The organism is Anaerovorax odorimutans, assembly GCF_024459955.1.
Lineage (GTDB): Bacteria > Bacillota > Clostridia > Peptostreptococcales > Anaerovoracaceae > Hominibacterium > Hominibacterium odorimutans_A.
Genome location: NZ_JANFXK010000017.1, coordinates 1 through 21421, shown reverse-complemented (window position 1 = coordinate 21421; position 21421 = coordinate 1). Strand labels below are relative to the sequence as shown.

Below are 21421 nucleotides of genomic sequence, written 5' to 3'. Positions count from 1 at the left end.
GATCAATCCTCTTCAACAGCTCTCTCAGAAAACGTCTTCCCCACATGCCACTTAGTTAAATATTCCATAATAACGGCAGGCACCTGCGGTCCTTGAATAAACTCAACGGCCGCAGGTTTTTTCATGAACTGCGCGCAGCGAAGCCGGTGCTCCGTAGGCGTGCAGCTCCAAAACAGCTTGAAGGCCGCATAAAAATATTTGGGATCGGAAAAACCGCAGGCAAAGGAAATTTCCGACACGGATAAGGAGGTGGTCAGCAGGAGACGCTCCGCCTCAAAACAGCGGATATACTGAACCATTCTGCTGAAACTCTGGAAGTTGGTTTTGCTCAGGAACTGCGAAAAATAGTTGCGGTCGATATGCTCCGCTTCCGCCAGCTGCGAAATGGTAATCTTTTTTTGATAGTTTTTTTGACAATAGATCATAATCCGGTGAAAACGATCGTAGAGATCGGCATTGATATAGCTGTCCCGGTTTTCATAATTGTACCAGTTAAAGTATTTTAAGAGGATCTGCACCATTTTGTTTGCCAGCCTGAAGTGCTCCTCCTCGGAAACGGCGGTTTGCGAATAATGCGTATAGGCGAGAGTAAACAACGCTCCTTCAATCCACGCTGCGGCCTGCCGCTGATAGGGAAAGCAATGGCAGCTTTCGCAGGCAAAGTAGACATACTGTAAATAGTCCCACGCAACTTCCAGCTCTGTCAGATTGAGGTGGAAGATCAGGGTCAGGTTATCCGCAGCGGACGACAAAAGGTGAATATCCCTGCAATCGACGGAAAAGAGCTGACCCGCCTGCAGCGTGACATGCTGATGCCCCGTAGACAAATCGACCGACCCTTTCAGGCAAAAAACCAGCTCCAGCTCCTTCGTATGGTAGTGGGGGTTGATGTGCTTCAAATTGCAGAGCTTTATTTCAAAGGGAGTGTTTCTTTCATATGTAATTGTTTCTTCCTGTGCGTATGTATGCATATTCATATTTTTATTATAACAGCGTAGAGTTTCTAGTCAAATATTATTTAAATACAGCAAATATGGCTAAAAAATGACTATCGATTGGAAATGGTTGATATGACATAATATTCTTAACATTAAAAACGGGAGGGAGAAAGGATAGAAGTTATGAAACAGACAGCAGACCTGATTCTGTTAAACGGAGTGTTTTACAAAAGTGATGAAAAACAAGGCTGCGCGGAAGCCGTGGCCATCCGGGGAGATCAGTTCCTCTGTGTGGGAACGCAAAAGGAATGTGAAGCCTTCAAAGGCCCTGCGACGAAGGTGATGGATCTGGGAGGGCGGTTGGTATTGCCGGGCCTGATCGACGGGCACACCCATCCGGAGACAATCGCCAAAAGCAGGTGGCGGGTACAGATGCCGGAATTCGAAGACTGGCGAGAGATGCTTTCCTTTGTGAGGCAATACTGCGAGGAGCATCCGGTTTCGGAAGTGCCGTTCTTCTTCGGTGAAGCGTATCCGACTACCATGTTTGACGAAAACGGGCCGAGAAAAGAGTGGCTGGACGAGTATGTGTCCGATCGTCCGGTGCGGCTGCAGGATTTTACCGACCACGCTTGCTGGTACAATTCAAAAGCGCTGGAGCTGATGGGCATTGACAAAACCATACCGGAAGATGGGCTGGCGCCGTTTTTCAGAAGAGACGAAAATAACGAGCCGACAGGATGGGTGTTCGAGCCTATGCCAGGAGGAGAATTTGAGGAGGCCATGTACGAGAAGATCGGCTGGCATCCTCCGACGGAGGTAACGGAAGAAACGATCATGCCTTTCCTGGATTTTCTCAGTGATTATGGCGTAGTGGCAATTCTGGACGGTATTACCGAGGGTGAAAATGCCATAAAGCTGTTTTATGATCTGGACCAGGCGGGAAAGCTGAACATGTTTTATGAAGGAACCTGTCTGCTGGAAGAGTACCAGAAGCTGGACGAGTGCATCGCCACGCTGCGCCATTGGCAGAAAACCTACACCAGCCGTCACGTCCACATACATACGGTGAAATTCTTTTTGGACGGAACCAATGAAATGGGAAACAGCGCCTCTCTGGAGCCGCACTATAACGACCCCAGCGGGAAAAACTTCGGTGTGATGAATATGGAGGAAGAGGAGCTGACGAAGGTATTGCTCCGGTTAAACGAAGAAGGCCTGGATCTGCATATCCATGTCGTTTGCGACAGGGGCTTCAGGACAGCCTGCAATGCCTATGAAAAAGCGAAGGAGATAGCTGCGGCAGAAGGGAAGGAATGGCGGATTTATATGGAATTGGCCCACTGCGAGCTGGTACATCCCGAAGATATGAAACGCCCTGCGGAGCTGGGAATTATCATCAATTGGTCCTGCCACTGGGCAGGCGGGTATTTTGGCGAAGCTGCCATTGAATATCTGGGGCAGGAGCGCTGGAATACCATGTATGACATGACAAGGTTTGTTGAAAGCGGCGCAATCGTAACATATGGCAGCGATGTGATCGGAATGTGTGAAGAACACAGGGGAAATCCGTTTTTTGGAATGGAAATTTCCGCCACCAGAATCGATCCGGAGGACCCGCTTGATCCAATGCGTTATCCCGGCAGTATGCGGCCGCCCGAATCAGCCAAGCTGAGCGTGGAGGAAATGATCAAAGGCTATACCCGTTTCGGCGCGATTCCACTTCGCCTAGAGCAGAAAATCGGAACGATAGGAACAGGAAGACCGGCCAATTTGGTCGTGCTGGATAAAAACATTTTTGAAATATCCGCAGATCAGATCCATACGATAAAACCGGTTTTGGTAATGTTTGAAGGGACGTTTATCAGAAAAACAATTTAGAAAAACGCGGAATAAAACCGCAGATTAAATGATTATTTACAAGGAGGAAATCAATGAAAAGAATTTTAGTATTGGGAACAGGCGCACAGGGCTCAACGGTTGCCCAGAGAATGGATGAGGAAGCCAATGTCAGTGAAATCATCTGTGCGGACGCGGACCACAAAGCGGTAGACGAGCTGGTGAAAATCCTGAAAAAAGCCAAAGGCGCTTACGTGGACGCAAACGACACGGACAGCATCATCCAGGCGGCCAAAGGCGTGGACCTGATCGTCAACGCCCTGCCCATCCGTTTCGCGCCAAAGGTTCTTGAGGCAGCAATCGCTGTAAAGGCCAACTACCAGGACTTCGCTGCCACGGACGTCCTGGATCCATGGTGGCCGAAATGCGTTGAAATCATGTATGAGGATTATGGAAAGAGATTCAAAGAAATCGGTAAAACGGCCGTGATCGGCACCGGCTCGGCTCCGGGTATGATGTGCGTTGCCACCAAAAGCTCCATGCGCTATCTGGATACCTGCGACGATATCCTGATGATGGTCTACGAAGGTGTGGAAGCCAAACGGTTTCTGCCGTTCTGGTGGTCCCCGTTTACGGCCCTTTCCGATATGACAGATCCGACCTTTGCCCTAAAGGATGGCGAACTGGTGGAAACGGAACCCCATTCCCTGCCGGTAACGCGTCATTTCAAAGGCTGCGAGCGTCCTGTGACTCTGGTGGAGCACGCCCACGACGAAACGGTATATATGGGACTTAATAAAGACACCCATTTCAAGGGCGCTAAAAACATCAACTTCAAATATGGCGGCGTCGGTATCGACTTTTCCACGCCTCTTTACCGGGCGGGACTCCTTTCCAGAGATGAGGAGACTTACAAGGGCCATACCTTCGTACCTTTCGATGTGATCGTGTCCCACCTGCCGCCGGCTCCAAAGTACCGCGATGAGATCAAGGAAATTCTGGATGAAGGCCTGGTAAAAGACGAGGGCGCCTTCGTTGTGGAAGCCACCGGAACCAAGGACGGCAAGAAGGTGCTGGTAGAGACGTATCTTTACGCGCCGGGATGTGTGGAATCCTTTGAGCGGGCAGGGATCACCGGAGAAATGTATCTGACCGGGCAGTGCGGCTCCCTCTTTACGAAGATGTTCGTAAACGACGAATACACCCAGACCGGCCTGATCTCTTCCGATATGCTGACCTATGAAGAGTGCGACAAGTATCTGGAGTACGCGGCCAAACTGGATATCAATCTGGAAACAGAAGTGAAACCTCTTTAAAACATAATTTATATAGAAAGAAGAAGCCCGGATATCTGAATCGACCTCCAAAAGTTAGATAAAAGAATCTAATAATTGGAGGTCACTTCAGCCTGTTTTAGGGCTTCTTTTTTTAGCGGTTTTTGTGGTGAGAATGGTATGGTTTGTGAGCTGCGGTAACTTTTCGTAAAAAAATGATGCAAAGTTACGCAAAGTTGTGGGTTTGCAGGTGCTCGAAATCGTAAGAAGTGAAAATTTGTGCTGCCGGCCGTTTCGGAGACCGCAGGATCACTACAAAATGCGTAACTTTTCGTAAAAATTAGAAAAAGTTACCGGGATCGTTTTTGGAGGAGAATGGGAAGCTGCGACCACGAAGCTTTTTTGCGGGCAATGGTCGCGGGATTTGCCGGCAAAATTGGAATTTGGTCGCAAATCCAAACCCAAAGCCATGCTGTGCTCTCTGCCGCATCGGAACCGCTTTCGGTCAGAGAAGAAACGTTTATCTAATTTCGCATTGTAATGCACTAAACTGTTTCCGGATCTTTCATCAAAAAAGAGAGGTAAAAGCGGATCTTTTTTCAACGTTTCTTGCCCTTGCCGGTCAATCCTAAGCGAAAATTTCAAAAAAATAAAGCTATAAAACCCGCAAACCCATATGTTTTGTCCGCTCTGACCCCATTTCAAAGCAAAAAGCGCCAGAGGCCAGACCAGACCAGGCTAGACCAGAACAAACCGGGCCAGACCAGAGCAGAGCAGACCAAGCCTGGCAGCGGCCATCTTCTTGCCGGCCCGCTCCTAAGTTGCGACTTTCTCAAACCATATATTTTATTTACAGAAAATGAGATAAAATCTCAAATATTTCAAAATTAGCAAATTGATTTGCAACAAAATCGCAAAATAGTACAAAAAATGCACTTTCTTTTGTTGACAGGCAGAGGAATCACCTGATAAAATGTTGACAATGTAACAGCTAAATAAATAGAGATCCGAGTCTCGGAGTCCTTCGCCGCACAGGGCATGGAACTGAGACCAATGGGTTTACTGCGGAAACGCGTAAGCCTCCCGTGTTTGGAAAGGATGAATGACCTGGCAGCCAGCCCGTATGACCGGCTTTAATCAGCGATGCGCAAAAATAACGCAATTGCTGTGTTAAGCGTGGGTTTTGGGATCTTTTGCTGTCCAGTATACATGTTTTGAGGAGCAGATCACACTCAGACCTTTCCGCACGATACGCGGAAGGGTCTTTATTGTTTTTTGGATTGTTACCCAAAGTTAAAGCAAGTTTTAGTGAAAAATCGGAGGCAAGCTATTATGAATTTGAAGAAAATGACCCTGAACATTAACGGTGCGGACCGTATGTTCATCTGCGATCCGGAAAAGGACACGCTGGCATCCGTACTGCGTCGTCTGGGCCTGACCGGAACGAAAGTGGGCTGCGGCACCGGCGTGTGCGGTGCATGTTCTGTTATTCTGGACGGAAAAGTAATCCGTTCCTGCACCAGAAAGATCAAGAACGTTAAAGAATACAGTTCCGTTATGACGATCGAAGGAATCGGTACCGTACTGAACCCTCATCCATTGCAGTATGCGTGGGTACACCTGGGAGCCGTACAGTGCGGATTCTGCGTACCTGGCTTTATCGTATCCGCTTATCAGCTGCTGCTGGAAAACCCGGACCCGACAAGAGAAGAAGTCCGCGACTGGTTCCAGAAGCACAGAAACGTCTGCAGATGTACCGGTTACAAGCAGATTGTAGACGCTGTTATGGAAGCGGCGGCAATTATGCGCGGAGAAAAGACCTTTGAAGACATTACATATGACTGGTCAAAGGATGTGGGCGATTTCTACGGCAAACCGCTTATCAGACCCAATGCTATGCCTAAGGCCTGCGGTGTATGCGACTACGGTGATGATGTAGAACTGCACATGCCGGAAGAAACCCTCAAAGTAGAGCTGGTTCAGCCAAGAAAATACAGTCATGCGAAGATCATCAACATCGACTGCAGCGAAGCGGAAAAGATGCCTGGCGTAGTGAAGATTGTTACAGCCAAAGACGTAGAAGGCGCAAACAGACTGATGACCTATGCTTTCTCAGAAAGAACAGTTGAAATGCAGCAGGCGCACCACGTTCTGGCAGAAGACAGAATCCTTTACTACGGCGATGTAGTCGCACTGGTATGCGCGGACACCAGAGCCCACGCAAAAGCTGCGGCAGACGCAGTAAAGGTTGAGCTGGAACCGCTGCCTGAATATATGAATTACCTGGAAGCCGTTACTCCCGATGCTGAGAAGATCCACGACTGGATGCCGGATACATACGGCGCCAACATCTACTCCGAGCTTCCTGTACTCAAGGGAGACCATGAGAAGGTTCCGGAAATCATCGAGGATGCGGCATATTCTGTAGAAGGCTCCTTCTATTCCTCCAGAGAGCCGCACATGTCCATTGAAGGCGATGTTATGCAGGCATATTATGACGAGGATGACAACCTCTGCATCCACTGCAAGACCATGACCTTATACTTTGACAGAGACGAAATCGCAGAAGCCATCGGCGTTCCGGTTGAAAAACTGAGAGTCATTGAAAACCCGACGGGCGGTTCTTTCGGATGGGCGATGAGCGCACATACTTACTCCATGGTCGGCATGGCTACTAAGGTTACCGGCATGCCTTGCTCACTGTCAATGGATTATGGACAGTTCATGGCCGTATCCGGCAAACGCTCCCCTGCTTACTTCAACGCTAAGCTTGCCTGCGATAAGGACGGTATGTTCGTTGCCGGCGAATTCGACGCGGGACTTGACCACGGTCCCTTCTTAGAACTGGGTGACGACAAACTGACGAAGATTTCAAGATTCATGTTCTACCCGTATTACATGCCAAATGTGGTAGGTCTCTCCAGAGTAGCCGCTACAAACCATTCCTTTGGTACAGCTTACAGAGGATATGGTGCTCCGCAGGCCTTCACATGCTCCGAAGCGCTGGTAGACATGCTGGCGGAAAAAGCGGGAATCGATCCGTTTGAAATCCGCTATAAGAATATTGCAAGGCCGGGACAGGACAACCTGAACCAGTATCCGTTCCTCCATTATCCGATGGAAGAAATGATGAACAAATTGAAGCCGCATTATGACGAAGCTGTTGCCAAAGCCAAAGCGGAATCAACAGACGAAATCAAGAAGGGCGTAGGTATCGCCTGGGGTGGATATAACGTAGGCCTGGGCGCGGTTGACGAAGCTCACGTTGCCATTGAACTGATGCCTGGAGACAGACCGAAGTTCAGAAAATATGATACATGGCAGGATCAGGGCCAGGGCGGCGACCAGGGTTCCCTCATCTGTACGCTGGAAGCACTCAAGCCTTACTTCCCGGACGTTACGCCGGATGATATCAAGCTGATCCAGACCGACAGCAAATACTGTCCTAACACCGGTGAATCAGCAGGTTCCAGATCGCACTATGCCAACGGTAAAGCAAGTATCGTAGCCGCAAAGAATATCGCGGACGCAATGAGAAAGCCGGACGGCACCTACAGAACTTACGATGAAATGGTTGCCGAAGGAATTCCGACCAGGTACAACGGGGACTGGGCTACCGTTGACGAATACGACTATTTCTACGATCTTGACCCGAATGATGGAAGCGGTAACCCGACTTACACATACACCTATGCGCTGTTCCTGGCAGAGGTTGATGTAGAAGCTGCGACAGGAAAGACAACCTGTACCGGCATGACTTGCGTTTACTGGATCGGTAAACCTGGCAACATTCAGGCTGTTGAAGGCCAGATTAACGGCGGTATTTCCCACGCTATTGGATTCGCTCTCAGCGAAAATTATGATGATCTCAAGAAACATTCCAACATGTTCGGCGCAGGCGTGCCTTATATTAAGGATGTTCCGGATAAGCTGGTATCCGTTGATGTGGGCGGCGCTGACCCAAGAGGTCCGTTCGGTTCGTCCGGAGCATCGGAAGCATTCCAGTCATCCGACCACATGGCAGTTATCAATGCCATCAACAATGCGGTAGGCGTAAGGATTCACGAGATCCCGGCAACACCGGAAAAGATCAAAGCAGGCATGGATGCTCTTGCCAAGGGAGAAACTAACCCCAACGCACCGGAGCCCTACTTCCTGGGATCGGATCTCTACGATGCCATCGAGGAAATCAAAAACAATCCGCTTACTCCTTCAAAACCTGAAAATCTGGAATTCGGTTCCCTGGGTAAGGAAGGCGTTCAGTGGAAATAAAATTACGGTAAATGGGAAAGAATATATAGCTGCGGAGCGTGCGGGAACTTGCACGCTCCGTTCTATCGTTTATGAAACCCCGACAGCCTTTGAGGAGAGAAAATGCAGAATTATTATAAACAATTTGATACGTGCAGAGAGCGGGATATTCCTGCGTGTGCCGATGCGTGTCCCTTTAAAATGGATATTCTTACCGTCCAGGAGAGAATCGCAAAGGGACGTTTCAACGCAGCCTATAAAACAATACGGGATTGTGTTGTTTTTCCGGGGATCGTATCGGAACTCTGTCCTGCCTATTGTGAAAATGTATGTGTACGGAAAAGCATTGACGCGCCGGTGCAGATAAGGCGCATGGAAAAATCAGTGGTTGCAAGCGCAACGCGCAAAACGTCCAATAAGTACAACCTTCCGGCAAAGAAAAAAACGGTGGCGGTCATTGGTGCGGGGCTTTCCGGCATGGGCTTTGCTTGTCGTATGGCTTCGAAAAAATATCCGGTGACCATTTTTGAAAAAAACGACAGGATCGGCGGGCGTCTCATAGAGCTGATGGAGGAATCGGCATACCTGGCGGAGTTCGATCTGCAATTTGCCAATGAAAAGTACGAACTCAAGTTCAATACAGAAATTCAGGATCTGCGCAGGCTGTGTAAAACCCCGGATGATGCTTCGGACGATAAGGAAACCTTCGACGTGATTTATATAGCCACGGGAAAGGGTGGAGATACCTTTGGCGTGCCTCTGCCGGACCAAAAGACAGAGACAGGCGAGACCGGCGGTTATATGACGGTGGGCGACACGGCTGTGTTTGTCGGCGGCGAACTATGCGGCAGAGATTTGATGCATGCCCTGGCCGAGGGAATCAATATTGCCTCATCTGCGGAAGGGTTTTTGAAAGCAAAAAAGCTGGATTATCCAAAGCAGTCAGAGCCGACAGGCTGTGTACCCGATGAAGACAAGCTGACACACATTCCGCCAGTAGCTCCAAAGGATGGGAAGGTTTTCAGCGAAGAGGAATGTGTCGCGGAAGCGGAACGCTGTATCCGCTGTCAATGTGACGCCTGTGCCGCTCAGTGCGACCTTGTGGCTTATTTTGACAAGATGCCGGTCAAAATGCGGGATGAGATTTTCCTCTCCTGCAAACCGGCGGGCTCTCTTGTCCATAAATCCCCGGCGCGAAAATATGTGGCTGCCTGTACGATGTGCGGCTTGATGACAGAAGGATGCCCCGAACATATCGACCTGTGCGGAATGGTCAAATATGCAAGACATAAAATGCACGACGCTGACAAAGTTCCGGCAGCCTACAGGCAGTATTTTGTGCGGGATATGGCTTTTGCAAATGGAGAATACGCAGCCCTTAAAAGAACCATGGGAAACAAAGGCAAATACGCGTTTTTCCCGGGGTGTAATCTGGGCGCGTTGGATCCCCAGTATGTTTTAAAGCCGTACAAATGGCTGCTTTCCAAACAGCCGGATACCTCTATTTTGCTCAGGTGCTGCAGTGTGCCTGTGGACTGGGACGGAAACAGCGGGAAACACCAGGAAGAAATTGAAGCTCTCAGACAGGACTGGGTGGACCTGGGAAAGCCTACGTTAATTATGGCCTGTATGTCCTGCCAGAAGCATATTCGGGAATATCTTCCGGAGATCCAAACGGTATCCTTATATGAGGTACTGGACCAGTGGGGCTTTGAACCTGGCGAAACAACGGAAGCGGACCAAGAAATGATGTATGCTATCTTTGACCCGTGTTCCGCCCGCAATGAAGAAGGCGTGCAGTCTGCAGTAAGAAAACTGATTTCCGGCTCAGGCGTCAGCGCCGGTGAACTGCCCAAGGGCGATCAGCACGGCTGCTGCGGATTTGGCGGTATGGGAAGTGTTGCCGCGCCTGAATTCGCGGAATATGTCGCCCGGCAGAGAATGGAGCTCAGCGAGAACCCATATATCGTATACTGTTCAAATTGTAAAGATATTTTCTGTGACAGGGGAAAAAAGGCCGTTCATGTACTGGACATCCTCTTTGGCATTGATCCTGACGGAGTAAAATCCCAGCCGGATCCGACTCGCCGGAGACGCAACCGTGTGGCGTTAAAAGAGCAGCTGCTCAAAGAAATCTGGAAAGAAGAACCGCAAATGAAAGCATATGAAAATAAATATCCGCTCACTATGGCGGATGGAGTGAGGGAAAAGGTAAACAAACAAAAAATTCTTGAAGAAGATATCTGCGCAGTCATTGACAATGCCGAAAGGACAGGCAGGAAAACTTTTGATCCCAATACAGGGCACTACAAGGCATATAAAGAGATCGGCCATATTACCTGCTGGGTGGAATACGCGCCTTTGGAGCAGGGCTATGAGATCCACAATCTGTATACCCATAGAATGAAAATAGAATTGGAGGCTGTCTGGAATGGAAGAAAAACAGAAACTCATCTGTGATAAATGCAAAGTAGCGCTGGAGGAATTGGAAGTCCAGTTTTCATATCTGGGAAAAAGCTTTCGCCATAAAGTCAGCAGATGCCCTCAGTGCGGACAGGTATGCCTTTCCGAAGATCTGGTTGCCGGAAGAATGAGCGAAGTGGAATCCATGATGGAGGATAAGTAATGAGTAATTTTTATGCGAGAATATGTGATAACGGCCATGTGAATATAACCTATCGCAGAGTCAAGGGAGATGAGCGTTGTCCGCAGTGCGGCGCACCCTTGATCGATTCCTGCCCGCAGTGCGGCAACCTCATCAAGCAGTGGCACTATTACGGCATGGTGTATTTGACCCCGAAAAATTTAAAGTTTGAGCGGCCGGACTCCTGCGGAGCTTGCGGAGCGAAATTTTCCTGGGCTCAGGAAGCAGAGGAAGGCGCTGTTATTGACAAATAGCCATAAACGTAATACAATGTATTACGAGAAGAGGTGATGGGAATGGCAATATCTATAAGATTAAATGAGATGGAAACCGAGTTAATCAAAAGTTATGCGGAAGCTCATGGAATATCCGTTTCCGAACTGATACGTCAATCCGTGCTGGAAAAGATTGAAGATGAAATTGACTTAAGATTATACCAGGAAGCGAAGGAGGACTTTGAGAGAAATCCAAAAACTTACACGTTGGATGAGGCAGAGAAAGAGCTGGGGCTTAAATAATGTTCAGAGTCATATTAACGGACAAAGCAATAAAAAGCTTGAAGAAATTAGATAAAAGCAATGTACGTTTTATTCTCGCATGGATAAGAAAAAACTTAGAAGGCTGTACAGATCCAAGGCAGCATGGGAAATCTCTGACAGGAAATCACCAGGGCCAATGGAGATATAAGGCCGGAACTTACAGGATTATAGCTGAAATCTCAGATGGAGAAATAACAATCCTTGTGTTGAATGTTGGTCATCGAAAAGAAATTTATAAAAAATAATTTTAGAGACAAGCCCTGCGCCTGTCTCTATTATATATTAAGAGCTTTGAGCTTTGCCCTGTGAGGATTGCGGTAACTTTTCTCAAAATTGATGCAAAGTTACGCAAAGTTCTGGGTTTTCGGGTGCTCGAAACCGCAAGAAATGAAAACTCGTGCTATCGGGGGTTTCGGAGGCCGCGGGATCGTTGAAAAACGCGTAACTTTCTGAAAAAATTAGAGAAAGTTACCGAATTTGCTTTTGAAGAGCGGGGAGCCGCGGCTTTTTAAGCAATATATAGATTGGTTCAACACCGGATTCATTTCGGCTTTGTTGTTGAGGTATTTCCAAGGTTTGCGGCCTCTAGGACTGTTTAAAGTCACATATTGATCGAATTTCTGTGCTCTCGTACTCTGTAGCCTTGAAAAAAGGTCAACAAGTACCTGCTTTTTCGCTGCATGTTGATGAAAATAGCAATTTGCCCTTTGGGCGGTGTTTCCTAAAGGGCAAATCTCTTTTTATTTGCGGTCGACGTAATCTGTTTTGCGCCTCAAAAAGGGCTGAAAATGCTAAAAGCCACTGAGATTTCAGTGGCTTTTGGATAGTTTTTGGTGGAGAATACGGGGCTCGAACCCGTGACCTCTTGACTGCCAGTCAAACGCGCTCCCAGCTGCGCTAATCCCCCAAACTGTCAAGAATTATTTTACTATGGAGAATTTTGAAAGTCAATAGAAAAATACGGATAAAACAGAAAAAAGTTATCCCTCTTTTTAACAGCAAAAAGACGCCGCAAAGGGCGTCTTTTCACCGTTAATATTCTAAAAGGATGGACCTTCATCAAATCCTTTTTACGATGTGATTATAACATGGGTTTCTTTCAATTGACAGCGGTAAATTCTGGACTGTTACAGGTTAAACGTCCTAAGTACAGAAGCCAGATCGTCGCGGTTTACCGGCGAATTCCAGTCGATGCTGTTCCAGCAGGCTTCCAGACCGTCCTGCCATTCCCTGTACAGCTGCTTCTCCCTGGCAGTGGCTGTGCTGTACCGGGCTTCCAGTTTCGCATAAAGCTGATCTGCCTCTTTGGGGTCGGTTGTGGCCAGACAAGCTTTTTCCATGTTCTTATAATCTTTCTCCCATGCCGTCTCAGTCCATTGGGAGACAACCCGATCCTGCAATTCGTCCAGGCTGATATTCAGCTCGCTTCTTGCCTTCTCCCCATACTCTTTGTCCACTGCGGCGCACTTGTTTTCATAGGCCTTATCGGCTTTTTCAGGAGTTTCCCGTTCCAGGGGAAGGTCCTCTTTTGTGTATAGGAAACCTCGACCCGGGAATTGCTCAGCTTTTCCATCACTTCCGATATAATTTTCATCACACAATACTTTAAATGTTTCCACGTATATCTCACCTCCTGTATAAAGATATAGCGGGTTTTCTCTATTGTAACAAAAACAGCCCGCAGATAGCGGAAATTTATTTGTGCGGACGGGCGAATTAAAGCTGATAAAAATTATATAGAGACAAATAGAAAATATAATGTTATAATAAATGCGACTGAACCATTTTCAGGACAGGCTGGGCCTGAGTGGAAACCAAAGAGGAAATCTATAACTGAAAATCAGAAAGAGGCTAGGTATGGATAGAAACGAAATTGCAAGTAAGAGAAAAGAAGAAGTCATCAAGTTACTTCAGAATATGAACATAAAAAAAGATGCGGGCGGCGGATTCGAGAAGGATGCGGTCTATGCCAACATGCAGGACCTCTGCAACTTATATGAAGCGAACATCGCTCAGCTGGAACAGAACTTTAATTCTGAGATACAGGTGCTGCAAAAGCAGCTGCAGGCTGAGAAAACCGTGATGGAGCAGCGGATCGCCGAAGTCAAACGCGAGGCGGCGCAGGAAGCCGAAATCAAGACGAAAGAAATTCAACAGAGACTTCAGAAATACGAAGCCAACAATGACGTTTATATCAATATGATGATGGAAGCGAAAAAGAACAGCAACGAAATCGTTTCCAGAGCAAGAGCCGAAGTGACTCAGATGCTGGAAGAAGGCAGACAGCAGCTGGCCGAAGAAGAGAAAAAACAGGAAGAAGAACGTTTGCAGCTGCAGGCGGAAAAGGTACGGACTCAGACAGAGCTGCAGCAGGAACGGGAAGAATTTGAAAAAGAGACACAGGCGTCCAGAAGCCGTTTCGAAATGGAAATGAAGGCGCTCCGTGAAAAAATAGAGGCTGACAAAGCCGAGAGCGAAATTCTGATTAAAGCCCAGAGAGAACAGGCTGAAGAAGATATTCAGCTGGCGAAAGCCAAGTCGCAGATGCAGATTGAGGCTGCGTGGGCAGAGGCGGAAAAGCAGATTAACGAAAAGCGGGCGCAGGTCAACGCAGAGCTGGAATCCGAACAAAAGCGCATCCGCGTTCAGCTGGAATCCGAACAGAAGCGCATTACCGAACAGCTGGAGGCCAGACAGCAGAAGGTTCAGGCTGAGCTGGAGGCAAAGGAAAAGAAGATCAACGAAGATCTGGAAACAAAGCAGAACAAGGTCAATGCCCAGCTGGAAGCAGACCAGAAGAGAGTTCGCGAAGAGCTGGAAGCTGAAAAGAAAAAGACCCGCGAAGAACTGGCGGAAGAAAAGAACCGGGTTCGCGAAGAGATCGCTGCCGAACAGAATAAGGCCAATGCCGAACTGAAGGCAAAGCAGGAGCGCGTCAACCACGAACTGGAAAGAAAACAGCAGAGAGTCAAGGCAGAACTGGAAGCGGAGCAGCAAGCCGTCCGCAAGGAAGTGCAGGAAGCCCGCGCCAAGAGCCAGGCGGAGGTCAAAGCCGTTCAGGAAAGTCTGGCGAAAAACGTACAGCAGGCAAGAGAAAACTTCAATTCAGAAGTGCAGAGCATGCGTGCTAATCTGGAAATCGAGATGCAGAATGAAAAATCCATGGCCCGTGCTGAAATCAACCGCATGAAGGCTGAAATGGAAGAACAGAAGAAAACGCTGGAAAACAGAATGGAACAGGAACGGAGAAATCTGGAACTGGAAGAAAAGAAACTGCAGCAGCAGAAATATAAATACAGTACATATATTGAAACAATCGAAGGTGAATTCGGCAAAGTCAAATCCGATATCGGCAGCGTAACGGAAGCGCTGGAGGGAATCAGAAGCAAGCTGTACTTCCAGGATAAGGATGAAATTACCAAAAGCTATGCCGATACGAATCGCAATGAGGACATACGGGATTTGGTAGAGTCGGATGATTGATCTGAAAAAAGATTTACAGCAAAACAACGACATCGACAGGGAAATGGAGGAGAGAGCTGCCTCGGCCAAATGGCTCAAGGAAGCTCTCGACGCAGCTTTCAAAGATGAAAGTCCCCAAGAACCGGAAAAAAAAGAGTCCAAAGAAAACATTTTCAAGCGAAACTGGAAGTGGCTGGCCATTGAAGCAGGCGCAGCGCTCCTCGCAGTTTTGCTTGTTTTTAATTTTGTCATAGGGGTCCCCAAAATATCGGGCGATTCCATGAAACCCAATTTCTGCAGCGGCGACCGCATCGTGGTATTTCGTCTGGCCAGAACCTTTGAAAAGGGCGATATCATTGTTTTCAAAACGGCAAAGGGCGAAAAACTCATTAAGCGAGTGGTGGCTACGGGGGGCGAAACGGTAGATATCGGCAAAGAGGATGGACTTTACATCAATGGTGAAAAGGTGGAAGAGGACTATATCTATACCTCTACGGGCATCACCGATGAAGCGATGCAGTATCCGGTAACAGTCAGAGATGACTGTTACTTCGTGCTTGGAGACAATCGAACCAATTCCAAAGATTCCAGAAGCAAAGAGATCGGACTGGTGGAGAAAAAAGATATAGTGGGACGAGTTGTACTTGATATCAAAGGAGTTTAAAAGATTTAACATGGAAGCATTAAAGCAAAAAATTATCAGAGAAGGGCAGACTGTCGGTACAGGGATTGTAAAAGTAGACGGGTTTCTCAACCATCAAATCGACGTAAAATTCATGAATGAGATTGGCAGAGAGTTTCGCAGGCGGTTTTCCGACATCGAAGTGGACAAAATCCTCACTGTAGAGGCCAGCGGTATCGGCATCGCATGTATGACAGCTCCGTATTTTGACTATCCTCCGGTGGTTTTCGCAAAAAAAACTACTCCCAGCACCATGACGGAAGAATTTTTCGGCGCGGAAGCCAAGTCCTTTACAAAGGGAACGGTTTCCATCATCCGGGTAGCCAGGAAATATCTGAGCAAAGGGGACCGGGTGCTGATTCTGGACGATTTTCTCGCCCACGGAGAGGCTGCCATGGCTATGACGGAGCTGGTAAAACAAGCGGAGGCGCAGGTTATGGGAATCGGCGCGGTTATCGAAAAGGGCTTTCAGGGCGGCGGTCAGAAATTGCGGGACGCAGGATTCCGGCTGGAATCTCTGGCAGTTATCGAAGCGATAAATGACGGAGAAATTACTTTCGCCTAAAAAATCACCTTCGGTGAGCGATTCGCGCGAGGCGCTCACTTTCATATTGTAGATTTTTTGAAATATAGGAAATGCCACGCATCCGATATTTCCTATATTATAAAAAATTGTGATTTTCTGAACAAAAGAACTTTACAAGCGAATTGCTAAATGGCTATAATGGAGTGTATCTTATTTTATTTACTTATATTTACGCAAAGGAGAGAAAGAGAACATGAAAAAAGTACTAGCAGTATTACTGGCGCTTGTTATGGTCTTCAGCTTCGCGGCATGCGGCGGCGGCAGCAGCGATGAAGCGGACAAAGACGCAGTAAAAGTCGGATGTATCTTTATCGGATCCATCAATGATGGCGGCTTTACCCAGTGCATGAACGAGGGGCTGGAAAAATCAGCCAAGGAAAACGGCATGACGCTGGTTAAAAAAGAAAACGTAAGCGACAGTGATACACAGGGAGCAAAAGACACTGCAACTAACCTGATCGACCAGGGATGTAAGATCATCGTAGGATGTTCCTTCGGATACGGAGACGCGCTCAATGAGCTGGCAAACTCCGGAGACTATGATGACGTGACATTCCTCCACTTCTCAGGCCCTCACCAGAATGATAAGAACATGGAAAACTTCTTCGGTTCCATGGAAGAAGCCAGATACCTGTCCGGTATGGCAGCGGCGTCAGCCAGCAAAAAGAACGTTCTGGGCTATGTAGCGGCTCATCCTTACACAGAAGTACAGATCGGCATCAACGCCTTTACACTGGGCGCACAGGCAGTAAATCCGGATGTTGAAGTAAAAGTTGTTTACATCAACACCTGGGGCGACGCAGAGATCGAAAAGGCAGCGGCAGAACAGCTGATCAGCGCAGGCTGCGACGTGCTGACCTATCATGCGGACTCCACAGCCACTCAGTTAGCGGCAAAAGAGGCTGGCATCTACACCACTGGCTGGAACTATAACAACAATCAGGCAGGGGACAAATATCTGACAGCTCCTTACTGGGATATGGCAGCATACTTCACACCGACCTTCAAAGCGATCAAAGAAGGAACCTTCAAGCCGACCGGAACAAAACCGTTCAGCAGCTATGGCTCCATCCAGAGCGGACTGATTTGTCTGGACGATCTGGGTCCTGCGGTACCGGAAGACGCGCAGAAGAAGATCAATGAAGTAAAAGATAAGATGGCAAAAGGCGAATTCAAAGTGTTCTCCGGCGAGATCAAATACAACAACGGAAAGACTTTGTGCAAGAAGGGCCAGACTTTGACAGATGAAGAAGTTTGGGGAATCCAGGGAGAGATTGAAGGCGTAAAAGCTACTTCTAACAAAAAATAAAATATAAGTAACGTAAAAGAAACGATTATTATTGAGGGGAACCGTCAGGTCCCCCTTATAATTTTTTCACCATAACGAAAAAATTCACTATTTATACTATTCTTTTGGAGGAATACAGTGCAGCAAGAATTGGCAATCGAAATGAAAAACATCAGCAAATCCTTCGGAGCTCTCAAAGCCAACGACAATATCAATCTGTCAGTGCGCGCAGGGGAGGTCCACGCTTTGCTGGGAGAAAACGGCGCAGGTAAGTCGACCCTGATGAATATGCTGTCGGGTATCTATACTCCGGATACGGGAACAATCAGGATCAATGGACAGGAAGTGCATTTCGCCTCGCCCAAAGAGTCCATCCGCATGGGAATCGGCATGATCCATCAGCATTTTAAACTGGTCGATGTTATGACTGCTAAAGAAAACATTATCATCGGACAGCCGACCAATTTCTTTCTCCATGGAAAAGCCCTGTCCAAAAAAGTAAAGGAGCTTTCCGACCAATACGGACTGGATATCGATCCGGATAAGAAAGTATATGACATGTCCGTAGGAGAAAAACAGACATTGGAGATCATTAAGGTCTTATACAGGGGCGCGAAGATCCTCATTATGGACGAGCCTACTGCTGTCCTGACGCCTCAGGAGATCAAAAAACTTTTCCGCGTAATCCGCAACATGAAAGAGCAGGGGTGTTCCATTGTCATCATCACCCATAAGCTCAACGAGGTAATGGAAATTTCAGACCGGGTTACGGTGCTGCGAAAGGGACAGTCTATTGAGACGGTAATAACCAAAGAGGTTGAAATTGCCAATCTCATCGAAATGATGGTAGGCAAAAAAGTTGACCTGTCCATTGAGAAGAAGACCTTTGACAAAAAACGTCCTCTGCTGAAAATGGACGAGGTTACCGTTTTAGACAGCGAAGGGAAAAACGCCCTTTCCGACGTCAGCTTTACCCTGAACTCCCATGAGATCGTGGGAGTGGCAGGCGTAGCCAACAGCGGACAAAAGGAATTGTGCGAGGTGATCGCAGGACTTGCCAGAGCAGAAAAGGGCAGGATTTATTTTGAGGGCGATAATCTGGTAGGCAAGACACCCAGAGACATCATCCGCCTGGGAATCCGCATGGGCTTTATCCCGGAAGACCGCCTGGGAATGGGGCTTGTAGGTTCCATGGATATCGTCCACAATATGATCCTCAAGGACTACCAGAATCAGCCGGGCATTCTTCTGCAGCGGGGACCTTGCGTAAAAAAAGCGAAAAAAATCGTTAAAGAACTGGATATTCAGACTCCTAACATTTATACACCGGTTAAAAAACTTTCCGGCGGAAACGTGCAGAAGGTTTTGCTTGGACGGGAGATCGACTCGGCGCCGAAGGTTCTTATTACAGCATATGCGGTAAGAGGGCTGGATATCGGAGCGTCCTATAAAATCTATGACTTGCTCAACGAACAGAAGGAACGGGGCGTAGGTGTTCTCTTTGTCGGCGAAGACCTGGATGTGCTCATGGATCTGTGCGACAGGGTAATCGTTCTGTGCCACGGAGAAATTACGGGCATCGTCAGACCGTCGGAAGTGACGAAAGAAGATATCGGACTTTTGATGACCGGGAAACAAGAAGGGGAGGCTTTGGCGTAATGGATTTTATAAGAGTGACAAAACGTGATGACCTGCCAAGAAAGAAGGAGATCGTCATCACTGCCCTGGCGGTCGTATTGTCGATTGTCTTTGCGGGCATCATTTTAATTATTTTCGGACTCAATCCGCTGAATATTTTTAAAGAAATTATATTGGGTTCGGTGGGAACTTCGCTGAGAATCAAGCAGACGATCATTAAGGCGATTCCGCTGATTATCGCTTCCATGGGAATTATCGTTGCCTTTAAAATGAAATTCTGGAACATTGGAGGAGAAGGGCAAATCACCATGGGCGCGCTGGGCGCCAGCTGGGTGGCTCTGAATCTGGGAGACGGCGTGCCTCAGCCGCTGATGATCCTGCTTATGGTCATAGCCGCTGCTCTCTGCGGCGGAATATGGGCTTTCATTCCGGCCATTTTCAAGGCAAAGCTTGGGACCAATGAAACGATCTTTACCCTGATGATGAACTATGTAGCGATCAAATTTGTTACATATCTGCAGTACGGTCCCTGGATGGACCCGGCGGCCAACGGATTCCCCAAGATCGCCACTTTCTCCGAAAACGCAGTGCTGCCGTCCTTGGGCGGCGTGCACATTGGCTGGATCTTCGCGCTGATTGCGACTGCTTTTGTATACTTCTTTATCAATCATACAAAGGTGGGATATGAGATCACAGTCGTGGGAGAAAGCGTGGAAACGGCCCGTTATGCGGGTATGAACATCAGCAAGGTCATTGTAGTCGCTATGCTGGTGTCCGGCGGCCTCTGCGGAATCGTCGGCATGGTGCAGGCCTCTGCAATCGAAAAAACGCTGGTTGCGGCAATCGCCAACAATTACGGATTTACAGCTATTATCACTGCCTGGCTTTCCAAGCTCCATGCGGGATATGCTCTGATAGTATGCGTGGTGTTTGCCATGCTGATTCAGGGCGGAGAATATATTCAGATCGCTTTAGGCATCCCCAGCGCCGTATCGGATATCGTACAGGGCCTGGTGCTGTTCTTTGTTCTGGGAAGTGAATTCTTCATGCGCTATAGAGTTCAGTTTGGAAAACAGTCGAAGGAGGTGGCTTAATCATGATCGAATTTCTGGCTGCCTGTGTAGTGGCAGGAACACCTCTGATATTTGCGACAGTGGGAGAACTGATTACAGAAAAGACGGGAAATATGAATCTTGGTGTGGAAGGTATGATGCTCATGGGAGCGGTAATGGGCTTTTACACCGGGCTGAATACGGGAAATCCCGGAGCGGCGATTCTTTCGGCAGCTCTGGCCGGCGCCGGCGGCGCGTTGATTTACGCTTTTGTAACGGTAACCCTGAAAGCCAACCAAGTTGTTACAGGCCTGACACTGACCATTTTCGGCACCGGCTTTGCCCAATTTGTAGGTGAACCGCTGCTGGGCTCCATGGCCCCATCGACGATTACAGCCTTTTTCAGCAAAGTGACGATTCCGGTTCTGGGACAGATTCCTTTCATCGGGCCGATCTTTTTCCAGCAGGACGCGTTCGTATATCTGAGCTACGTGGTGTGCGCGGTCGCTGCCGTATATATGTACAAAACCCGTATGGGTATGAATCTGAAAGCCCTGGGGGAGAATACGGCTGCTGCAGATGCTTCCGGTATCAACATCACCCTTTATAAGTACGTGCATATTCTGATCGGCGGTGCGCTCTGCGGTTTGGGTGGCGCTTATCTTTCCCTGGTGCGCATCCCCATCTGGCAGGAAGACGTGGTCAACGGCAGAGGATGGATCGCCGTGGCATTGGTAATTTTTGTCGCCTGGAACCCGATTAAAGGATTTTTCGGCGGACTGCTGTTCGGAGGACTTTCCATACTGGGCCTGAAATTCCAGGCTATGGGCCTGGGGATATCTCAGTACCTGGTGGATATGATTCCGTATATCGCTACAATTCTGATCGTTATTATCAGTACACATAAAAAGAGAAAAGAGAGCCAGCCTCCCGGAGATTTGGGAAACAATTATTTCCGAGAGGAGCGGTAGGGGCAAAAAAACGTTTCGCTACGGCAAGGTCCTCGGAGTGCGTTTTATCGCTTGCGCGATACGCATCCTGTGGAGTTTGCCTGCGCGAAACGTTTTTTTGCTTGTGGGAAGAAGGAAAGAGGTGGCGTGCCCAGTGCGGGCACGCGGATTGGTGTGAGGGGAAGAGGTGGTTTCGCTACGGTAAGGTCCTCGGAGTGCGTTTTATCGCTTGCGCGATACGCATCCTGCGGAGTTTGCCTGCGCGAAACGTTTTTTTG

The 21421-nt window shown here is 48.1% G+C and carries 18 protein-coding genes, 1 tRNA gene and 1 riboswitch; of the genes, 15 read left to right on the top strand and 4 right to left on the bottom strand.

Annotated features, from left to right (window positions below; all coding sequences use genetic code 11):
* Nucleotides 1-2: 2 nt before the first annotated feature.
* Entirely contained in the window at nucleotides 3-977 is a 975-nt protein-coding gene (locus tag NE619_RS13885) for an AraC family transcriptional regulator (RefSeq protein WP_256133034.1), read from the bottom strand.
* A 144-nt stretch (nucleotides 978-1121) separates the two neighbouring features.
* On the opposite strand from NE619_RS13885, the gene NE619_RS13880 reads away from it, so the two are divergent.
* The 8 genes from NE619_RS13880 (at nucleotide 1122) to NE619_RS13845 (ending at nucleotide 11730) form a co-directional block, all read left to right on the top strand.
* A complete protein-coding gene (locus NE619_RS13880; RefSeq protein ID WP_256133033.1) occupies nucleotides 1122-2819 on the top strand; it encodes an amidohydrolase in 1698 nt (565 codons plus the stop codon).
* Nucleotides 2820-2872: 53 nt separating this feature from the next.
* Nucleotides 2873-4093, top strand: coding sequence for a saccharopine dehydrogenase family protein (locus NE619_RS13875; RefSeq protein ID WP_256133032.1), 1221 nt, complete (start codon nucleotides 2873-2875; stop codon nucleotides 4091-4093).
* A gap of 951 nt (nucleotides 4094-5044) precedes the next feature.
* Nucleotides 5045-5167: riboswitch (molybdenum cofactor riboswitch) on the top strand.
* A 216-nt stretch (nucleotides 5168-5383) separates the two neighbouring features.
* A complete protein-coding gene (locus NE619_RS13870) occupies nucleotides 5384-8323 on the top strand; it encodes a molybdopterin-dependent oxidoreductase (protein ID WP_256133031.1) in 2940 nt (979 codons plus the stop codon).
* A 102-nt stretch (nucleotides 8324-8425) separates the two neighbouring features.
* Nucleotides 8426-10762 (top strand): pyridine nucleotide-disulfide oxidoreductase/dicluster-binding protein, encoded by a 2337-nt coding sequence (locus tag NE619_RS13865; protein WP_256133030.1) that lies wholly within the window; start codon nucleotides 8426-8428, stop codon nucleotides 10760-10762.
* The gene (locus NE619_RS13860; RefSeq protein WP_256133029.1) at nucleotides 10734-10928 is read left to right on the top strand and encodes a DVU_1557 family redox protein; all 195 of its coding nucleotides are present in this window, start codon (nucleotides 10734-10736) and stop codon (nucleotides 10926-10928) included. Before NE619_RS13865 ends, NE619_RS13860 begins: the two co-directional genes overlap by 29 nt.
* Nucleotides 10928-11200 (top strand): DUF2321 domain-containing protein, encoded by a 273-nt coding sequence (locus NE619_RS13855; RefSeq protein WP_256133028.1) that lies wholly within the window; start codon nucleotides 10928-10930, stop codon nucleotides 11198-11200. Before NE619_RS13860 ends, NE619_RS13855 begins: the two co-directional genes overlap by 1 nt.
* Nucleotides 11201-11242: 42 nt before the next feature.
* Nucleotides 11243-11464, top strand: coding sequence for a type II toxin-antitoxin system RelB family antitoxin (gene relB / locus NE619_RS13850; protein ID WP_256133027.1), 222 nt, complete (start codon nucleotides 11243-11245; stop codon nucleotides 11462-11464).
* Nucleotides 11464-11730 (top strand): type II toxin-antitoxin system RelE family toxin, encoded by a 267-nt coding sequence (locus NE619_RS13845; protein ID WP_305146643.1) that lies wholly within the window; start codon nucleotides 11464-11466, stop codon nucleotides 11728-11730. Before relB ends, NE619_RS13845 begins: the two co-directional genes overlap by 1 nt.
* A gap of 586 nt (nucleotides 11731-12316) precedes the next feature.
* On the opposite strand, the gene NE619_RS13840 is transcribed toward NE619_RS13845, so the two are convergent.
* A tRNA-Ala gene (locus NE619_RS13840) sits at nucleotides 12317-12392 on the bottom strand.
* A gap of 220 nt (nucleotides 12393-12612) precedes the next feature.
* Entirely contained in the window at nucleotides 12613-13104 is a 492-nt protein-coding gene (locus NE619_RS13835; protein WP_256133026.1) for a hypothetical protein, read from the bottom strand.
* A gap of 238 nt (nucleotides 13105-13342) precedes the next feature.
* On the opposite strand from NE619_RS13835, the gene NE619_RS13830 reads away from it, so the two are divergent.
* From NE619_RS13830 to NE619_RS13800, 7 genes are all read left to right on the top strand, one after another.
* Complete coding sequence (locus NE619_RS13830) at nucleotides 13343-14968, top strand: hypothetical protein (protein ID WP_256133025.1); 1626 nt, start codon at nucleotides 13343-13345, stop codon at nucleotides 14966-14968.
* Complete coding sequence (gene lepB / locus NE619_RS13825) at nucleotides 14961-15611, top strand: signal peptidase I (RefSeq protein ID WP_256133024.1); 651 nt, start codon at nucleotides 14961-14963, stop codon at nucleotides 15609-15611. Before NE619_RS13830 ends, lepB begins: the two co-directional genes overlap by 8 nt.
* A gap of 10 nt (nucleotides 15612-15621) precedes the next feature.
* Entirely contained in the window at nucleotides 15622-16194 is a 573-nt protein-coding gene (locus tag NE619_RS13820; protein ID WP_256133023.1) for a xanthine phosphoribosyltransferase, read from the top strand.
* Nucleotides 16195-16408: 214 nt separating this feature from the next.
* Entirely contained in the window at nucleotides 16409-17524 is a 1116-nt protein-coding gene (locus NE619_RS13815) for a BMP family ABC transporter substrate-binding protein (protein WP_256133022.1), read from the top strand.
* Between the two features lie 117 nt (nucleotides 17525-17641).
* Entirely contained in the window at nucleotides 17642-19162 is a 1521-nt protein-coding gene (locus NE619_RS13810; protein WP_330640773.1) for an ABC transporter ATP-binding protein, read from the top strand.
* Nucleotides 19162-20235 carry an ABC transporter permease gene (locus NE619_RS13805; RefSeq protein WP_256133021.1) on the top strand — a complete coding sequence of 358 codons (1074 nt, stop codon included), beginning with the start codon at nucleotides 19162-19164 and terminating at the stop codon, nucleotides 20233-20235. The genes NE619_RS13810 and NE619_RS13805 overlap by 1 nt, the downstream gene beginning before the upstream one ends.
* Before the next feature lie 2 nt (nucleotides 20236-20237).
* The gene (locus NE619_RS13800) at nucleotides 20238-21164 is read left to right on the top strand and encodes an ABC transporter permease (protein ID WP_256133020.1); all 927 of its coding nucleotides are present in this window, start codon (nucleotides 20238-20240) and stop codon (nucleotides 21162-21164) included.
* A gap of 44 nt (nucleotides 21165-21208) precedes the next feature.
* On the opposite strand, the gene NE619_RS13795 is transcribed toward NE619_RS13800, so the two are convergent.
* A partial coding sequence (locus tag NE619_RS13795; RefSeq protein WP_256133019.1) for a hypothetical protein occupies nucleotides 21209-21421 on the bottom strand: 213 nt, incomplete at its 5' end.

Bases quoted from the DNA above. Each gene is read 5' to 3' on its own strand.
- NE619_RS13875 (WP_256133032.1), top strand. From the start codon at position 2,873: ATGAAAAGAATTTTAGTATTGGGAACAGGCGCACAGGGCTCAACGGTT.
- NE619_RS13880 (WP_256133033.1), top strand. From the start codon at position 1,122: ATGAAACAGACAGCAGACCTGATTCTGTTAAACGGAGTGTTTTACAAA.
- NE619_RS13830 (WP_256133025.1), top strand. From the start codon at position 13,343: ATGGATAGAAACGAAATTGCAAGTAAGAGAAAAGAAGAAGTCATCAAG.
- lepB (WP_256133024.1), top strand. From the start codon at position 14,961: ATGATTGATCTGAAAAAAGATTTACAGCAAAACAACGACATCGACAGG.
- NE619_RS13860 (WP_256133029.1), top strand. From the start codon at position 10,734: ATGGAAGAAAAACAGAAACTCATCTGTGATAAATGCAAAGTAGCGCTG.
- NE619_RS13800 (WP_256133020.1), top strand. From the start codon at position 20,238: ATGATCGAATTTCTGGCTGCCTGTGTAGTGGCAGGAACACCTCTGATA.
- NE619_RS13885 (WP_256133034.1), bottom strand. From the start codon at position 977: ATGAATATGCATACATACGCACAGGAAGAAACAATTACATATGAAAGA.
- NE619_RS13805 (WP_256133021.1), top strand. From the start codon at position 19,162: ATGGATTTTATAAGAGTGACAAAACGTGATGACCTGCCAAGAAAGAAG.
- NE619_RS13870 (WP_256133031.1), top strand. From the start codon at position 5,384: ATGAATTTGAAGAAAATGACCCTGAACATTAACGGTGCGGACCGTATG.
- relB (WP_256133027.1), top strand. From the start codon at position 11,243: ATGGCAATATCTATAAGATTAAATGAGATGGAAACCGAGTTAATCAAA.
- NE619_RS13865 (WP_256133030.1), top strand. From the start codon at position 8,426: ATGCAGAATTATTATAAACAATTTGATACGTGCAGAGAGCGGGATATT.
- NE619_RS13845 (WP_305146643.1), top strand. From the start codon at position 11,464: ATGTTCAGAGTCATATTAACGGACAAAGCAATAAAAAGCTTGAAGAAA.
- NE619_RS13855 (WP_256133028.1), top strand. From the start codon at position 10,928: ATGAGTAATTTTTATGCGAGAATATGTGATAACGGCCATGTGAATATA.
- NE619_RS13820 (WP_256133023.1), top strand. From the start codon at position 15,622: ATGGAAGCATTAAAGCAAAAAATTATCAGAGAAGGGCAGACTGTCGGT.
- NE619_RS13815 (WP_256133022.1), top strand. From the start codon at position 16,409: ATGAAAAAAGTACTAGCAGTATTACTGGCGCTTGTTATGGTCTTCAGC.